This is a genomic window from Phenylobacterium sp. SCN 70-31 (genome assembly GCF_001724605.1).
GTDB lineage: Bacteria > Pseudomonadota > Alphaproteobacteria > Caulobacterales > Caulobacteraceae > Phenylobacterium.
Window position 1 is genome coordinate 68,191 of sequence record NZ_MEEX01000020.1, and the last position, 16,347, is coordinate 84,537.

The 16,347-nt window shown below is 70.9% G+C and carries 14 protein-coding genes; 10 read left to right on the forward strand and 4 right to left on the reverse strand.

Annotated elements, in window-relative coordinates; all coding sequences use genetic code 11:
* Nucleotides 1-242: 242 nt before the first annotated feature.
* From ABS78_RS15330 to ABS78_RS15345, 4 genes are read left to right on the forward strand one after another with little or no spacing between them, the layout of a single operon-like run.
* Complete coding sequence (locus tag ABS78_RS15330; RefSeq protein ID WP_293381044.1) at nucleotides 243-1,271, forward strand: sulfate ABC transporter substrate-binding protein; 1,029 nt, start codon at nucleotides 243-245, stop codon at nucleotides 1,269-1,271.
* Nucleotides 1,272-1,277: 6 nt separating this feature from the next.
* Nucleotides 1,278-2,147 (forward strand): sulfate ABC transporter permease subunit CysT, encoded by an 870-nt coding sequence (gene cysT, locus ABS78_RS15335; protein ID WP_293381046.1) that lies wholly within the window; start codon nucleotides 1,278-1,280, stop codon nucleotides 2,145-2,147.
* A gap of 35 nt (nucleotides 2,148-2,182) precedes the next feature.
* Nucleotides 2,183-2,980, forward strand: a complete 798-nt coding sequence (gene cysW / locus ABS78_RS15340; RefSeq protein ID WP_363083366.1) for a sulfate ABC transporter permease subunit CysW — start codon at nucleotides 2,183-2,185, stop codon at nucleotides 2,978-2,980.
* Nucleotides 2,952-4,025: a sulfate/molybdate ABC transporter ATP-binding protein gene (locus tag ABS78_RS15345; protein ID WP_293381051.1), complete on the forward strand. Its 1,074-nt coding sequence runs from the start codon at nucleotides 2,952-2,954 to the stop codon at nucleotides 4,023-4,025. The genes cysW and ABS78_RS15345 overlap by 29 nt, the downstream gene beginning before the upstream one ends.
* A 138-nt stretch (nucleotides 4,026-4,163) precedes the next feature.
* Here ABS78_RS15345 and ABS78_RS15350 read toward each other — a convergent pair whose 3' ends face one another.
* The 3 genes from ABS78_RS15350 to ABS78_RS15360 form a co-directional block, all read right to left on the reverse strand.
* Nucleotides 4,164-5,633 carry an MFS transporter gene (locus tag ABS78_RS15350; protein ID WP_293381053.1) on the reverse strand — a complete coding sequence of 490 codons (1,470 nt, stop codon included), beginning with the start codon at nucleotides 5,631-5,633 and terminating at the stop codon, nucleotides 4,164-4,166.
* Nucleotides 5,630-6,064 carry a MarR family transcriptional regulator gene (locus ABS78_RS15355; protein WP_293381055.1) on the reverse strand — a complete coding sequence of 145 codons (435 nt, stop codon included), beginning with the start codon at nucleotides 6,062-6,064 and terminating at the stop codon, nucleotides 5,630-5,632. The genes ABS78_RS15350 and ABS78_RS15355 overlap by 4 nt, the downstream gene beginning before the upstream one ends.
* A gap of 121 nt (nucleotides 6,065-6,185) precedes the next feature.
* The gene (locus ABS78_RS15360; protein WP_293381058.1) at nucleotides 6,186-6,962 is read right to left on the reverse strand and encodes a PhoH family protein; all 777 of its coding nucleotides are present in this window, start codon (nucleotides 6,960-6,962) and stop codon (nucleotides 6,186-6,188) included.
* Between the two features lie 335 nt (nucleotides 6,963-7,297).
* On the opposite strand from ABS78_RS15360, the gene ABS78_RS15365 reads away from it, so the two are divergent.
* From ABS78_RS15365 to ABS78_RS15390, 6 genes are all read left to right on the forward strand, one after another.
* On the forward strand, nucleotides 7,298-7,828 hold the full coding sequence (locus tag ABS78_RS15365; protein WP_293381061.1) for a gamma carbonic anhydrase family protein: 531 nt from the start codon (nucleotides 7,298-7,300) through the stop codon (nucleotides 7,826-7,828).
* 51 nt (nucleotides 7,829-7,879) lie between these two features.
* Entirely contained in the window at nucleotides 7,880-8,662 is a 783-nt protein-coding gene (locus tag ABS78_RS15370) for an enoyl-CoA hydratase-related protein (RefSeq protein WP_293381064.1), read from the forward strand.
* A 100-nt stretch (nucleotides 8,663-8,762) separates the two neighbouring features.
* A complete protein-coding gene (locus tag ABS78_RS15375) occupies nucleotides 8,763-9,200 on the forward strand; it encodes a DUF805 domain-containing protein (RefSeq protein ID WP_293381067.1) in 438 nt (145 codons plus the stop codon).
* Between the two features lie 183 nt (nucleotides 9,201-9,383).
* The gene (locus tag ABS78_RS15380) at nucleotides 9,384-11,039 is read left to right on the forward strand and encodes a choline dehydrogenase (protein ID WP_293381070.1); all 1,656 of its coding nucleotides are present in this window, start codon (nucleotides 9,384-9,386) and stop codon (nucleotides 11,037-11,039) included.
* Between the two features lie 142 nt (nucleotides 11,040-11,181).
* Nucleotides 11,182-11,610, forward strand: coding sequence for a DUF2141 domain-containing protein (locus ABS78_RS15385; RefSeq protein ID WP_293381073.1), 429 nt, complete (start codon nucleotides 11,182-11,184; stop codon nucleotides 11,608-11,610).
* 9 nt (nucleotides 11,611-11,619) lie between these two features.
* Nucleotides 11,620-13,095 carry a carotenoid oxygenase family protein gene (locus ABS78_RS15390; RefSeq protein WP_293381076.1) on the forward strand — a complete coding sequence of 492 codons (1,476 nt, stop codon included), beginning with the start codon at nucleotides 11,620-11,622 and terminating at the stop codon, nucleotides 13,093-13,095.
* Between the two features lie 69 nt (nucleotides 13,096-13,164).
* On the opposite strand, the gene ABS78_RS15395 is transcribed toward ABS78_RS15390, so the two are convergent.
* Entirely contained in the window at nucleotides 13,165-15,843 is a 2,679-nt protein-coding gene (locus ABS78_RS15395) for an insulinase family protein (RefSeq protein WP_363083370.1), read from the reverse strand.
* Nucleotides 15,844-16,347: the final 504 nt, after the last annotated feature.

A 16,347-nucleotide genomic window follows, 5' to 3' on the forward strand; every position in this document is an offset into this window, starting at 1 on the left:
GTCGGACGTGGAAGGCGCCTGTGCCCCGTGCGGGCGTCTTCCTCGTCGTCACCTCCCGGAAGCGGGCCCGCGGGGATGCGGAGCCAGAAAATCTGCGCGCGCTTGCAGCTTAATCCCTGTTATTTTATCGGAATAATATGATCTATCACTCCCGCGCGGATCGGGGGCGCGCCCGCCGCGTTGCCTGTCTGGGCCGCGCGGCCTGTCTGGTATGTTCTCCGGAACCTGCGGGAGCCGTCGTCATGTCGATCGATCCACCCCGGAGTCGCCGCTGGCTCATGACCGGCGCTCTGGCCGCCGGGGCGGCCGCGCCCGTTCCCGCTCTCGCACAGCGGGGCAGGGCGGTGTCGCTGCTGAACGTCAGCTACGACCCCACGCGCGAACTCTACAAGGACGTCAACTCCGCTTACGTCGACTATTGGAAGCGGCGCACGGGCCAGACGCTGACGATCAATCAGAGTCATGGGGGCTCGGGTCGGCAGGCGCGGGCGGTGATCGACGGGCTGGCGGCGGACGTCGTCACCCTGGCCCTGGCCTACGACATCGACGAGATCGCCGCGCGCGCGAAGCTGCTGCCCGGGAATTGGCAGTCGCGCCTGCCCGACAACTCGGCGCCCTACACCTCGACGATCGTATTCCTGGTGCGGAAGGGCAATCCGAAGGGCGTCCGGGACTGGGCCGATCTGGTCCGCCCCGGCGTACAGGTGATCACGCCCAATCCGAAGACCTCGGGCGGCGCGCGCTGGAACTACCTGGCCGCCTACGCCTGGGCGTTGCGCCAGAAAGGCGGGATGCCGCAGTCCGCCGAGGCCTACCTCACCCGCCTGTTCCGCAATGTGCCCGTCCTGGACACCGGCGCGCGCGGATCCACCACCACCTTCGCCGAGCGCGGCATCGGGGACGTCCTGCTGGCGTGGGAGAACGAGGCCTACCTTGCCCTCGACGAGTTCGGGGCGAAGTTCGACATCGTCTACCCCAGCCTGTCCATCCTGGCCGAACCGGCGGTGGCGCTGGTCGACCGCAACGTCGATCGGAACGGCACGCGCGTGCAGGCGCGGGGGTATCTGAACTTCCTCTACAGCCCCCTGGCGCAGAACCTCATCGGCAAGCACCATTTCCGGCCGCGCAACGCCCAGGCGCTGGCGAAGTACCGGACGAAGTTCCGCGACCTGCCGCTCGTCACCATCGATGGACAGTTCGGCGGCTGGAAGAAGGCCCAGGCAGAGCATTTCAGCGACGGCGGCGTGTTCGACCGCATCTACAGGCGCTGACGGCCCATGACCGCCGCCGCCCTGCCGAGCGCGCCGCCCCGGTCGCGCCGCCGATGGAAGCAGCCCAGCATCCTGCCGGGCTTCCCGCTCGCCATGGGCTGGACGCTCACCTGGCTGGGCCTGATCGTCGTGCTCCCGCTCACCGCCCTCATCCTGAGGCCGTGGGAGCTCGGCGTTGGCGGCGTCTGGGCCACCCTGACCGAGCCCCGGGTCCTGGCCGCGCTGCGACTCAGCTTCGGCGCCGCGGCCCTGGCCGCCCTGACGAACCTGCCCCTCGGCCTGCTCGTCGCCTGGACGCTGACCCGCTACGAGTTTCCCGGACGACGCATCGTCGACGCCATCGTCGATCTGCCCTTCGCCCTGCCGACGGCCGTCGCCGGTATCGCGCTCACGGCGCTCTATGCGCCGACCGGTCCCCTGGGCGCGCCCCTGGCCGCCGCCGGGATCCAGGTCGCCTACACGCCGGTCGGGATCTATCTGGCGCTGATGTTCATCGGCCTCCCGTTCGTGGTGCGGACGGTGCAGCCCGTCCTCCAGGACCTGGACCGCGAGGTCGAGGAGGCGGCCCAGACGTTGGGCGCCACGCACCTCCAGCGGTTCGCCCTCGTGATCCTGCCGGCCGTGCTGCCGGCGCTGATCTCGGGCTTCAGCCTGGCCTTCGCCCGGGCGGTCGGCGAGTACGGCAGCGTGATCTTCATCGCCGGCAACATGCCCCTGAAGTCCGAGATCGCCCCGCTGCTGATCGTCATCAAGCTGGAGCAGTACGACTACGCCGGCGCCGCGGCCGTGGGTCTGGCCATGCTGGTCATCTCGTTCGGGGCGCTCCTGGCCGTGAACGGCCTCCAGCTTCTCCTGGCCCGGCGGGGCCGCGCATGAACCCCGCCGTCCGCCTGCCGGGCTTCGCGCCCCTGATGCTGCTGGGCGCGCTGGCCGTGCTCGGACTTCTGATCGTGCTGCCGCTGGGGGTGGTGTTCCAGCAGGCGCTCAGCCAGGGCCTGGGACGCTATCTCGAGCCTCTGACGCATCCCGATTCCCTGGCCGCGATCCGCCTGACCCTGCTGGTCGCCGCGATCTCGGTGCCGCTGAACGCGGTGTTCGGCGTGGCCGCCGCGTGGGCCATCGCGCGGTTCGAGTTCCGGGGAAAGAGCCTGCTTGTCACCTTCATCGACCTGCCGTTCTCGATGTCGCCGGTGGTTTCGGGCCTCGTCTGGGTGCTGCTGTTCGGCGCCCAGGGTTGGTTCGGCCCCTGGCTCATGGAGCACAACGTCAAGATCATCTTCGCCACCTCGGGCCTGGTGCTGGCTACGGTGCTGGTGACGCTGCCCTTCGTGGCCCGCGAACTGATCCCGCTGATGCAGGACCAGGGCGCCGACGAGGAGGCCGCCGCGCTGACCCTCGGCGCCGGGGGCTGGACGACCTTCCGGCGGGTCACCCTGCCCAATATCCGCTGGGCGCTGCTCTACGGCGTCCTGCTCTGCAACGCCCGCGCGATGGGCGAGTTCGGCGCGGTCTCGGTCGTCTCCGGCAGCATCCGGGGCCAGACGACCACTTTGCCGCTGCACGTCGAGGTGCTCTACAATGACTACGAATTCGTCGGCGCTTTCGCGGCGGCCTCTGTCCTGGCCGGCCTCGGCCTCGTCACCCTCGTCCTCAAATCCTTCCTCGAATGGCGTCATTCCGGTGAACTTTCGGCCAGCCGACGACACTAGCGCCGCCACGGCCCTCGAGATCAAAGGCGTCTCCAAGGCGTTCGGGCGGTTCCCGGCGCTGAAGAGCGTGTCTCTTCAGGCGCGCGAACGCGAATTCCTGGCGCTCCTCGGCCCCTCGGGTTCGGGCAAGACCACCCTGCTGCGGGTGCTGGCCGGTCTGGAGACGCCGGATTCCGGCGAGGTGCGGTTCGGCGGCGAGGACTTCCTGGCGCTGCCCGTGCGCCGCCGCCGCGTGGGCATGGTGTTCCAGCACTACGCCCTGTTCCGCCACATGACCGTGGCCCAGAACATCGCCTTCGGCCTCACGGTGCGAAAGGCCGCCGAGCGTCCGTCGAAGTCCGAGATCGCCGACCGGGTGAACAACCTGCTCCAGCTCGTCCAGCTCGAAGGCCTGGACAAGCGCTATCCCTCCCAGCTCTCGGGCGGTCAGCGTCAGCGCGTGGCGCTGGCCCGGGCGCTGGCCATCGAGCCCAGGATGCTGCTGCTGGACGAGCCGTTCGGCGCCCTCGACGCCCAGGTCCGCCGCGAGCTGCGTCGATGGCTGCGCGAACTGCACGACCGCGCCGGCGTCACCACCGTCTTCGTCACCCACGACCAGGAGGAGGCGCTCGACCTCGCCGACCGGGTGGCGATCCTGAAGGACGGGGAGCTGGTCCAGCTCGGCACGCCGAACGAGGTCTACGAGAACCCGGCAGATCCCTTCGTCTTCGACTTCCTGGGCCAGACCTGCCGCATGCCGGGCGTGGTGGCGCAAGGGCGGCTCCAGGTAGCCGACTGGGTGTCCGAGGCGCCGGCCGGCGCGCCGCAGGGCGCGGTCGAAGTGTTCTTCCGGCCCGACGAGGTGTCGTTCGGCGCGCCCGATGCGCCGGGCCTGCTGGCCCAGGTGAAGGGCGTGGCGCAGCGCGGCCCCGACGTGCGCATAGACTGTCGGGTCGGCGAGGCCGACGTGGAGTTCCAGGCCCACGGCCCGACCTTGCCGCAGGGCGTCGGCGCCGGCCGCTCGGTCCGCGTCCTGCCGCTGAGGCCGCAGGTCTACGCGGCCTAGCTAGACCCGAGCGCGCCGCAGGCGCGGGATTCAACCGCGAACGAACGCGAAGGAACGCGAACGCGCCGTTGTAGCACCACCCGCTGACCTTCGCCCCGGACCTTTTTCGCGTTCGTTCGCGTTCGTTCGCGGTTCCTTTCAGGCCGCCTTCGGCGGGGGCGGCGCGCGGCCGTTCATCTCGTCGCCGGCGTCCGCCGACAGCCGCACGAACCACAGCATCGAGATCATGGTGAAGAGGCCGCACGCCACGAATGCGGGGGCCACCACCTCGGCGGTCAGCCGCGTCTCGCCGTGCAGCGTCATCAGCAGGTGCAGCAGGCTGGCTGCCAGCCCGATCCCCACCGCCTGGACCAGTTGCTGGACCATCGCCGAGGTGGTGGCCGCCCGGCTCATCTCGGGCGGGTCGATTTCGGCGTAGGCCATGCCGTTCAGCGCGGTGAACTGGAGCGAGCGGAAGAAGCCCCCGATTCCCAGGATCGCCATGATCGCCCAGTGCGGCCATTCGGGGCGGAACAGCGCATAGGACATGAAGCTGACGCCGACGATCACGGCGTTGACCAGCAGCACCGTCCGGAACCCGAAGCGGCGCAGGATCGGCGGTGCGGCCGTCTTCATGGCCAGGGCGCCGGCTGCGGAGATGAAGGTCATGGTCCCGGCGGCGAACGCCGACAGTCCGAACGACACCTGCAGCAGCATGGCCAGCAGGAACGGATTGGCGCCGATGGCCGTGCGCATGAAGGCGCCGCCGACCGTGGCGGCGTTGAACGTGGGCTTGCGGAAGATCGAGAGGTCGACCACCGCATGCGGCGTCCGGCGCGCGTGCCAGCCGTAGGCGCCGAGGCTCAGCGCGCCCAGGGCGAGGAGGCCCGCGACCCGCCACGGCGAGACGGCCTCGGCCCCCAGGCTCTCGAAGGCGAAGATCAGCGCCGCCAGGCCCAGGCCGGTCAGCAGGATGCCGGGGATGTCCACCGGAGTCGGGGCTTCGGCCCGCACCTCGGGGATGTAGCGGCGCACGAGGAACAGCCCGGCGGCCGCGATCGGCAGGTTCATGAAGAAGATCCAGCGCCAGTCGGCGAAGGTGACGATGGCGCCGCCGACCACCGGCCCGATCACCGGCCCCAGCAGCGCCGGCATGGTCACCACCGACAGTGCGCCGACCAGTTCGGACTTCGGCGTGCTGCGCAACAGGATCAGGCGGCCCACGGGCATCATGGTGGCGCCGGCGGCGCCCTGGATGAACCGGGCGGCGATCATCGACCAGAACCCCGGCGCGAAGCCGCACGCCATCGAGCCCACCGCGTAGAGCACGATGGAGGCCAGGAAGACGCGTCGCGCTCCGAAGCGATCGGCCAGCCAGGCCGACAGCGGCAGGAACACCGCCGCCGATAGCATGTAGACCGTGATCGCCACGTTCAGCCTGAGCGGCTCCACCCCGAATGTCCGGGCCATGGCGGGCAGGGCGTTGACGATCACCGTGGCGTTCAGGGTCTGCATCAGCAGCGCCGAGCCGATGATCGCGGGCGCCATCCATCCGCGCGTGATGCGCCCGGAGTCGCGGGGCGCGGCGGCCTCCGGGGCGGTCTGAAGCGGCTCGTCGCTCGGGCTCACAGGTCGGCCAGCCGTTCCAGGGCCGGCGCCGCTTCGGCCAGCAGATGGCGCTCCGCCGGCGTCAGTTGCGCCAGGCGCTCGACCAGCCAGTCGTTCCGCTCCCGGCGGATCTCGTCCAGCTTGCCCTGGGCGGCCGGGGTGATGGTCAGGCCGCACCGGCGTCCGTCGCTGTCGTCCCCGCGGCGGGCCAGGAGGCCGGCGGCTTCCAGCCGCTTCACGTGCAGGCTCATGGTCGGCCGGGTGATCCGCTCGGCGTCGGCCAGGGCGCTCACCCCGATGCCCGGCTGCTTGCGCACCTGGACCAGCACCAGCACGTCCTGGGCCGACAGCCCGGTGCGCTGTCCGGCCTGCCGCAGCCGGCGCGAGACATGCAGCACCGCCGGCCGGACGGCCTCGGCCAGGGCGACGATGTCGGGTGGGGTCTGCGGCATCCGGCGTCTAGATAGTTAGGTTGACTAACTATCTAGTTCGCGTGACGTCCGTACGCAAGTGTCCGTCCCAGGGAAGGCCGCCTTGTCGGCGACCTTCCGAAAGGTTCGACAAAAGCCGTTCTCAGAGAACGCTCAACATCTCGGCCACCAGCGGGTGGCGGACGATGTCGCGGTCGCCCAGGCGGACCACGGCGACGTTACCGATCTCCTCCAGCTTCGACGCCACGGGCGCCAGGCCCGAGATCTCGGGCAGCAGGTCGGACTGGTTCGGGTCGCCCGTGACCACCATCGTCGAATGCCAGCCCAGGCGCGTGAGCAGCATCTTGAGCTGCACGTAGGTGCAGTTCTGCGCCTCGTCGATCACCACGAAGGCGTTGTTCAGCGTGCGACCGCGCATGAAGCCCACAGGCGCGATCTCGATGGCCCCTTCGCTCATCAGCGCGCGCACGCGCTTCATCGACAGCCGGTCCGACAGCGCGTCGTAGAGCGGCCGGAGGTAGGGGGCGAGCTTCTCCTCGGCGTCTCCGGGCAGGAAGCCGATGCTCTCGCCGGCTTCCACCGCCGGGCGCGAGAGCACGATGCGGCCGACGCGCCCGCTCTCCAGCGCCTCCACCGCCTTGGCGATGGCGAGGTAGGTCTTGCCCGTGCCCGCCGGGCCGAGCGCCAGGACGAGGTTGCGCGCGTCGATGGCGTCCATCAGCGCCTGCTGGCCCTCGGATTTCGCCTTGATGGTCTTGAGATAGCCCTGATCGCGACCCGGAACGCGGTCGTCGTTGTGATGCGCCAGCGGCGACCAGCCGCGATCGAGCGGCAGCCGGCGGATCTTGTCGTCTCCCTCGAACTGACCGGCGTCGAACGCGCCTTCGCGCAGCTGTCGCTTCAGAGCCCGCTTGCTCATAAGGCCTCCTCAGGGGGCTGGAAAAATCGGGGCAAGAAAAAAGGGCGTCCCATGTGGGAGCGCCCTTCGGATGGTGGAGGAGAACGGCGGCGACGCGGTGCGCGGCCCGGCGACCCGTGAGGCGGTCCTGCCTCGCTTGCGTGACCGGGCGATGGGGCCCGGGGGATCGACAGACTCTGCGCCATCCAACTCCGTCCAGCGCGGGATGCGGGGCGAAAACCCCCGCGGCGGCTTACGGGAAGGCTTTCGCCCCCTCGAATCGCCCGACTAGAATGATCCTAACGCCCTTTCCGAGTCGTTAAACAGGGGCGCTTGCAAAGAAGAGGGGTCGAGACTTGGCTGTCTACAACTTGGGCAATGTGACACCTGAGCTACCGAATGATGACGAATACTGGATCGCGCCGACGGCGTCCGTTATGGGGCGGGTGATTCTGAAGAAGAACGCGTCGGTCTGGTGGGGCGCCACGCTGCGCGGCGACAACGACCCCATCGTGGTGGGCGAGGGCTCCAACATCCAGGACGGCAGCGTCCTGCACACCGACACCGGCTCGCCCCTCACCATCGGGCAGGACGTGACCGTGGGCCACATGGTCATGCTTCACGGGTGTACGATCGGCGACGGCAGTCTCGTGGGCATCGGCTCGATCGTGCTGAACGGCGCAAAGATCGGAAGGAACTGCCTGATCGGCGCCGGCGCCCTGATCCCGGAGGGCAAGGAGATCCCGGACAACTCGCTGGTCATGGGCTCCCCCGGCAAGGTGGTCCGCGAACTCAGCCCCGAACAGGCGTCCCGCATCGCCTGGGGCGCGGCGCACTACGTCGAGAACTGGAAGCGCTACCGGCGGGATCTGGCCCTGACGGGTTGACCTCCCCAGCGGCGCCCGCCAAGGGTCCGGCCCATAGAGGGAGAGAACGTCATGGCCTACGAGTTCATCAAGGTCGACCGCGAAGGGCCGATCACCACCATCACGCTCAACCGTCCCGACGTGATGAACGCGATGCACTCGCCCGCGCACTTCGAGATGGACGAGGCGCTGAACGCCTTCGCCGCCGACCCGGACCAGTGGGTGGGGATCGTCACCGGCGCGGGCGACCGCGCCTTCTCCGCCGGCAACGACCTCAAGTATCAGGCGTCCGGCGGCGAGATGAAGAGTCCGCCGTCCGGCTTCGCGGGCCTGACCTCGCGCTTCGACCTGACCAAGCCGCTGATCGCGGCGGTGAACGGGGTGGCCATGGGCGGCGGGTTCGAGATCGCGCTCGCCTGCGACATCATCGTGGCGTCGGACAAGGCCGTCTTCTCCCTGCCCGAGCCGCGGGTGGGCCTGGCCGCCCTGGCCGGCGGCCTGCACCGGCTGCCCCGCGCCATCGGGACCAAGCGCGCCATGGGCATGATCCTGACCGCCCGCCGGGTCTCGGCCGCCGAGGGCAAGGACCTGGGCTTCGTCCATGAGGTCACGACGCCCGAGGACCTGATGCGCGTGGCCACCGATCTCGCCAGGAGCATCTGCGAACTCGGCCCGATGTCGGTCCGCGCCTCCAAACAGGCGGTCTACCAGGGTCTGGACGAGGCCAGTCTGGAAGCGGCGCTGAAGGGCCAGAACAAATACCCGGCCGTCGCCGCCCTCTACGCGTCCGAGGACTTCAAGGAGGGCCCGCTCGCGTTCGCCCAGAAGCGCGCGCCGCAGTGGCAAGGGCGTTAGGCGTCGGGAACGACCGCCCCGGGGAGAGGGGGCTCAAGGCTTCGCTTGACTGATTGGCACAAAAAGAGAACATTCTGACATAGCTTCGGGGGAGGCCGTGTTGGAAAAGCTGTCGGCATACTTTTCGTTCAAGGGGCGGACGAACCGCCAACTCTACTGGTTCACCGTCCTTTGCGCCTATGCCGCAGTCCTTGTCGGGGTTTTCGCGGTCTCGTTCATTCCGGTCGTCGGACCGATCGCAGGCGCCATCGGCTTCGTCCTCCTGATTTGGGTGGCGCTGGCGGCGGCGGTTCGCCGGTTGCACGACCGGAACAAGTCCGGCTGGTGGCTCGTCGCGATGTACCTGCCCATCGCGGTCCTGGGTGGGCTATCCGGCGTCATGTCGAGGTCCGAACCGGAGGCTGCGGCGGCGGTGAATCTCCTCACGCTGCCGTTCTCGCTCTGGATTCTCATCGAACTCGGCTTCCTGAGAGGAACAAGCGGCGCCAACCGCTTCGGTCCCGATCCGCTCCAGCCGCCCGCCGAGGTTTTCAGCTAAGGTGTGGCTCCTTCCTGGGTGAGGATGGCGCGCGCCCGCGAGGCTGGCCCGTGTCGGGAGGCGGATGCACCCTCACGCGGAAGGTTGACGCATGCGTCATTTTTTAGGGCGGGCCACCTTGTCTCCTCCCGCGGCCTTTGCCAGTTTGCCGCCAACTAAACAGTGATCGGGGGAGGGCGGGCCGTGGCGGACCGTTTCGACTACATCGTCATCGGCGCCGGCTCGGCGGGCTGCGTGCTGGCCAATCGCCTGACCGAGGACGGAACGACCAAGGTCCTGCTGCTGGAGGCCGGCGGCAAGGACAAGTCGCTGATGGTCACGATGCCCGCGGGCGTGGGCGGACTGATCAGCAAGCAGAATCCGTTCAACTGGGGCTTCTGGACCGAGCCCGAGCCCAACCTCGACAACCGCAAGCTCTGGTGGCCGCGCGGCAAGGGCTGGGGCGGATCGTCGTCGATCAACGGCATGATCTACATCCGCGGCCACGCGCGCGACTACGACCAGTGGCGCCAGACGGGCCTCGCCGGCTGGGGCTATGCGGACGTCCTGCCGTACTTCAAGCGCTCCGAGAGCCTGGAGGGCGGCGGCGACGCCTGGCACGGCGGGGAAGGGCCGCTGCATGTCTCCAAGGCCGCTTCACCGAATCCCATCTATCGCGCCGCCATCGAAGCCGGCGCCCAGGCCGGGTATCCGGTCACCAAGGACTTCAACGGGTATCAGCAGGAAGGCTGGGGTCCCTACCAGCTCACCATCCACAAGGGCGAGCGGTGGAGCGCGGCGCGGGCCTATCTCTACCCGGCGCTGTCGCGCCCGAACCTCACTTGCCTCACGGGCGCGCGGACCAGCCGCATCCTCATCGAGGGCGGCCGCGCGGTCGGCGTCGAGGTCGTCACCGACAAGGGCGAGCACAAGACCTTCCACGCCGATGGCGAGGTGATCGTGTCGGCGGGGGCCGTGCAGTCGCCACAGATCCTCCAGCTTTCGGGGATCGGCGCCGGCGACGACCTGGCCCGGCATGGGATCAAGGCTGTCCACGAGCTGAAGGGCGTGGGCGAGAACCTCCAGGACCACCTGGACGTCTGCATGAACTGGGAATGCCCGCAGCCGATCACGATCCATTCGCTGCGCAAGGGCGCCAGGACGCTGCTCATCGGCATGGACTACGTGTTTCGCCGCCAGGGGCTGGGCCGGGAGAACATGCTGGAGTCGGGCGCCTTCCTGCGCTCGCGTCCCGATCTCGACCGGCCTGACCTCCAGGTCCATACCGTGCTGGCCATGATGCAGGACCACGGCAAGGTGGCGATCAAGAAGGACGGCTTCACCTTCCACGTCTGCCAGCTTCGCCCCGAGAGCCGCGGCCGGGTGAGCCTGCGCAGCGCCGACCCGCTGGCGGACCCTGCGATCTTCGCCAACTACCTGTCGGCCGAGGAGGATCGCCGCGCGATGCGGCAGGGCGTGAAGATGATGCGCGAGGTGGCCGCCCAGGCGGCCCTGAAGCCCTACATCAAGGAAGAGTACTCGCCGGGCGCGGGCGTGCGGTCGGACGCCGACATCGACGCCTGGATCCGCCGCTCGGCCGAGACGATCTATCACCCGGTGGGCACCTGCCGCATGGGCGCGGCGGGCGATCCGATGGCGGTGGTCGACGGCGACTGCCGGGTGCAGGGGCTGTCGGGCCTGCGGGTCGTGGACGCCTCGGTCATGCCGACGCTGGTGGGCGGCAACACCAACGCGCCCACGATGATGATCGCCGAGAAGATCGCCGACTCGATCCGCGGCCGCGCGTTCCTTCCGCCGGACGACGCGCCGGTCTACGAGGACGGCCGCCAGGCCGCCTGAGCCGAAGGCCCGCCGTTCGCGCTTCGTGAACGGCGGGCGGGCGCCGCTCGCGAAGCTGTCGCGCGCCTTCGCGCAGAGGCGGATCCGGTCCAACGCGGTTTTGGCGACGGGTGGGGCGTCGCTTCACCAACCGGACCCGCACATGATCTTGCGTACCCTTCTGGCTGGCCTCGCCGGCCTGTGCCTGACCACGACAGCCGCCGCCGAGACCGCGGAGCTCACCGTCACCTTCAAGGGCATGACCGCGCACCAGGGCGCGATCCTGTTCGTGCTCTCCGACAGCGAGGCCTCGTACGACAACAAGGCGCCGCCGCGGGCCAGCGGCATGGCGCCGGTGCGCGGCGCGGAGGCGTCGCAGACGCTCACGGGCCTGGCGCCCGGCCGCTACGCCATCAAGGCGTTCCACGACGTCGACGGTGACGGGAAGATGGGGACGAACCCCTTCGGCATGCCCACCGAGCCCTTCGCCTTCTCCAACGACGCCCCCGCCGTGATGGGGCCGGCGCCGTGGGCGGCGGCGGCCTTCGAGGTGAAGGCCGGCCGCAACGTCCACCAGATCACCATCGACTGAGGCCGCGCCATGGATCGCCGCGAACTCCTCTCCGGCCTCGCCGCGACGGCGGCGGCCAGCATCGTCACCCCCGAAGTCGCCCGCGCCACGGCCCAGGCCGACCGGGCGGCCGCCTCCGGCCTGGACTGGCGCGTCGCCTTCGCCGACCTGGACGCCGACATGCCGCGCACGCCGATGCGGCGGGTGCGCGGACGCGCGCCGGCCGGCCTGTCGGGCGCGCTGTATCGCAACGGCCCCGGCAAGTTCCACAGGCCCGGCGGCTCGGTCGCCCACTGGTTCGACGGCGACGGCCTGGTGCGGGCCTTCCGCATCGCCGACGGCCAGGCGACGCTCGAGGCCCGCTTCGTCGACACGCCCAAGCGCCGCGCCGATACGGCGGCGAACGCCGTCGTCACCTCGGGGTTCGGCACGCCGGCCGGACCCGGCGCGCGGCTGCGCAACGGCGACGACGCCAACGCCGCCAACATCTCGGTGATGCGCGTGGGCGACGAGCTGTGGGCGCTGTGGGAGAGCGGCTCGCCGATCGCCCTCGACCCGGCCGATCTCTCGACCAAGGGCCTGCGGACCCTGCGACCGGACCTGGCCCACGCCCCGTTCCTGGCCCATCCGCGCCGCGAGCCGGGCGGCGACATCTGGAACCTGGGCGTCTCGGGCGCCCGGGCGATGGTGTGGCGGCTGGGGGCGGACGGGACGCTGAAGTCGGCGCAGATGGTCGAGCTGCCGATGGCGAGCTACGTCCACGACTTCACCGCCACGCAGCGTCACCTGGTGCTGATCCTCCAGCCGTGGGTGCAGTCGATGATGGTCCAGCCGTTCGCCGACAGCTTCGAATGGAAGGCGGGCCTGGGGACCAAGGTGCTGGTCCTCGACAAGGACGACCTCTCGGCGCGGCGGGTCTACGAGCTGCCCGCCGCCTTCGCCTTCCACTATGGGGCGGCCTGGGCCGAGGCGGACGGGACGATCCGCTTCGACGGCTGCTTCAGCGAGGACGCCAGCTTCGCCACGGAGAACGGCCGCCGGCTGATGCAGGGGACGTGGACGCCCGAGCCGTCGCCGGACCTGAGCCTGGTCACGCTGCGGCCCGACGGCCGCGCGAGCCTGAAGCCCACGGGGGTCTCCGCCGAGTTCCCGCGCACCGACGGCCGGGTCGCGGGCGGACCCCGGCGCTGGACCCTCCACGCCACGGGCGGGGGCCAGGCCACGCCGCTGTTCAACGGCGTGGCGACCCACGACTGGAAGGACGGCCGCAGCGACGCCTTCCTGTTCGGCGCGCACCAGCTCACCGAGGAGGCCGTCTTCGTGGCCCGGCCGGGCGGGACGGCCGAGCTGGACGGCTGGCTGCTCATGCCCTCGGTCAACACGCGGGCGAGGGCCACGGAGCTGCACGTCTTCGACGCGCGGCGGGTCGCCGACGGGCCGCTCTGCACCTGGCGCGCCGACCGGGTGCTGCCGGTCAGCCTGCATGGCGGGTTCGTGCGGGCGTAGGGAAGGGGCCCCGTGCCCCCTCCGTCGGCTTCGCCGCCACCTCCCCCGCCTTGCGGGGGAGGAGCGGGTTCAATCCGCCGTCTTGTCCGGCACGACGATCAGGCGGAAGGCGGCGTCGGGCTTGAGCCAGGCCTGGGCGGCGCGGCGGACGTCGTCGGCGGTCACCTGGCGGGTACCGGGGACGATCTCGCGGGTGGCGTCCAGGCGGCGGGGGTCGGCCTGGGCGCCCGACAGCTCGGTGAGCCAGTAGCCGTTGGTGAGCTGGGCGCGCTGGAGCGCCTCGATCCGCGGGGCCTTGGCGCGGGCCAGTTCGTCGGCGTCGACGTCCGTCGAGCGCAGGTCGGCGGCGATCCTGGCGACGTCGTCGAAGAAGCCCGGCAGCTTGTCCGGCGGCGCCTCGATGGTGGCGGCGATGAAGCCCCAGCCGGTCCAGACCAGGCTGTGCAGCGAGCTGACGTTCGGCGAATAGGTCACCCCCTGGGCCTCGCGGAGCTGCTCGGTCAGGCGCAGCTTCATCACCTCGCGCAGGACGGCGGTGTCGCGCGCCTGCTGTGGGTTCGCCCAGTAGTCGGTGGTGGCCCAGGCCATGTAGCCCATCGCCTGGTCGGCGCGGCCCTTGTGGGTCAGGACCAGGGGCTGGGCGTTTCCGCCGGGATAGGCGACGGCGCGCTCGGCCGGCGGCAGGTCCCGGGGCGCGGGTCGGCGCGGCAGGGCGCCGAAGGTGGCCGCCACCCGGGCGATGGCGTCGTCCACGGTGATGTCGCCCACGATCACCACCTCGACCGCGCCGCGGGCCAGGTCGCCCGTGACCGCGGCCTTGAGGTCTTCGAGGCGGCCGTTCGCGATCTCGTCCCGACTGGGGAAGGTCCAGCGGCGGTCTCCGGAGTGGATGATGGCCTGGAGATCGCGGGCCAGGACGCCGCCGCTGGTGGCCTCGTACTGGTCGTGGATCGTCCGGCCGCCGGCCTTGATCCGGGCGAAGGCGGCCTCGCGCCAGGCGGGCTCGGTCATGTAGGCGGCCAGCACCTGAAGCTGGACGGGCAGGTCGCCGGTGCGGGTCGCGCCCGACAGGACGAAGGCGTCGTCGGTGAAGCTGAAGCGGCCGCCGTAGACCCGGGACGCCAGCACCCGCTCCATGTCCTCGACGCCGATCTTCGCCAGGCCGCCCTCCATCAGGGCGGCGGCGGCCCAGTAGGGACTCTGACGGTCGCGGGGCAGGCCGGCCATGCCGCGGCCCACGTTCACGCGCACCAGCACCTCGTCGTCGCGGAAGTCGGTGGGCTTGACGGTCAGGCGGACGCCGTTCGCGAAGCGGACGAAGGTGGTCCCCAGGTCGGCGATCTCGCGGCGCTCGGCGACGCGGCCGGGCTTGCCGAAGCGTTCGTAGGGCCAGGCGGCGGCCGTGGCCTGGGCCGGCGGCGTGACGGCCACCGCCTGCGATTGGGCCAAGGCGGCCAGCAGCGCGCCCTCGCCGCCCTCGACCGGCGTCGGCGAGGCCATGAAGACCAGCGGCCCCTGGCCCTGGAACACCTCGCGCAGGGCGCCGTCGACCGTCCCGGCCGTCAGGCCCTTCACCGCGTCCTCGAACAGGGCCAGGTCGTCCTCGGGCGAGGTGACCACGGTGTGGTCGGCCAGCGAGGCCAGGATCTCGCCGGCCAGGTCGGCCGGGCGGCGGGTGGCGGCGCCGGCGGCGGCGGCGCGCAGGCGGGCCCGCGTCTCCTCGATCTCGCGGTCGATCTCGTCCTGGCGGACGCCGTACTGGACGATGCGGCGCTGCTCGCGCTCGGCGGCGGCCAGGGCCTCGCGCCAGCGCCCGGCCTCGGCGTTGACCCCGACGGTGGCGATCTCGGCGGCGTCGTCCTGCTGGAACTTCGAGGCGCCGGCGGCCAGGAACGGCGGGTCGGCGCTGCGCGCGATGACCGAGTATCGGCGGTTCAGGACGGCCAGGCCCAGGCCCCGGATCAGGTCGGCGCGTCGCTGGGCGGCGGTGTCGGGCGCCAGGTCGGGCGGCGCGACCCAGGCGATCTGCAGCGACTGGGTGACGCCGGGGTCCACCACCAGCCGGGCCTCGGCGCCGCGGACGGCCACCGGCCCCTGGGCCGGGGCGGCCTGGGCCGGCGCGCGGGCGGTCCAGCCGGCGAAGGCGTCGCGGATCTTCTGCTCCATCCGGTCGAGATCGAAGTCGCCCACGGCCACGAAGACCGCGCGCTCGGGCCGGTACCAGGCGTCGTAGAAGGCGGCGATACGGCTGGCCGGCGCCGTCTTCAGCACGTCCACCGAACCGATCGGCAGGCGGGTCGGCAGGCGCTGGTCCTTCAGCAGGAAGTCCAGCCGCCGGACGAGCACCCGGTAGCCGGGGGTGTCGCGGGCGCGTTCCTCGGACAGCACGATGCCGCGCTCGCGGTCGACCGCGCCGGGGTCGATGGTGAGGTTGAAGGCGGTCTCGCGCATCAGCTTGAGCGAGGTGTCGACCGTCTCGTCGTCGGTGCGCGGCAGGTCCAGCTTGTAGACGGTCTCGGAGAAGCCGGTCGAGGCGTTGGTGTCGGCGCCGAAGGCCAGGCCCAGGCGCTCGAGGATCTTCACCATCTCGCCTTCCTTGACCTCCTTCGAGCCGTTGAAGGCCATGTGTTCGAGGAAGTGGGCGAGGCCGCGCTGGTCGTCGGTCTCCATCATCGAGCCGGCGTCGATCCAGAGGCGGAAGGCGGCCTGGCCGGGCGGAACCGCCTGGCGGCGGAGGGCGTAGCGCATGCCGTTGGGCAGGGCGCCGAAGCGGATCGCCGGGTCGGCGCGCAGGTCGGACCGCGCCTGGGCCCATTCGNTCGCCGGCGGGGGCGGGGGTGGGACTTTGGGCGGGACTCTGGGCCGGGCCTTGGGCGGGGGCGGGCGAGGCGGCGAGGAGGGCCAGGGCGGCGGCCAGGGCGGCGGTGAGCGCGGGGGCGAGCGCGGGGCGGGCGGCCCGGAAGGGATTCATCTCGGAGGGCTTATCAGTTCACGGACCGGCCCGCACCTTCGCCAAGCGGTGCGGCGGCGGCAAGGCGCGAATGCGGCGGAGAGGCGGGGGGACGTCGGAGATGCGTCGGTCGTTGCGGCTGTTTGGAACCACAGAAGACACGGAAAACACGGAAGGGGCCTGGGTGTCCTGAGCCTCCGCGGGAGCGGAGGCTCCGTCATGGGACCGCGGAAAACGCGGAAGGGCGCGGAAAGCGCAGCTTCGCCTTCCGCGTCTCTCCGCGGGCTTCCGCGGTTCTCGGC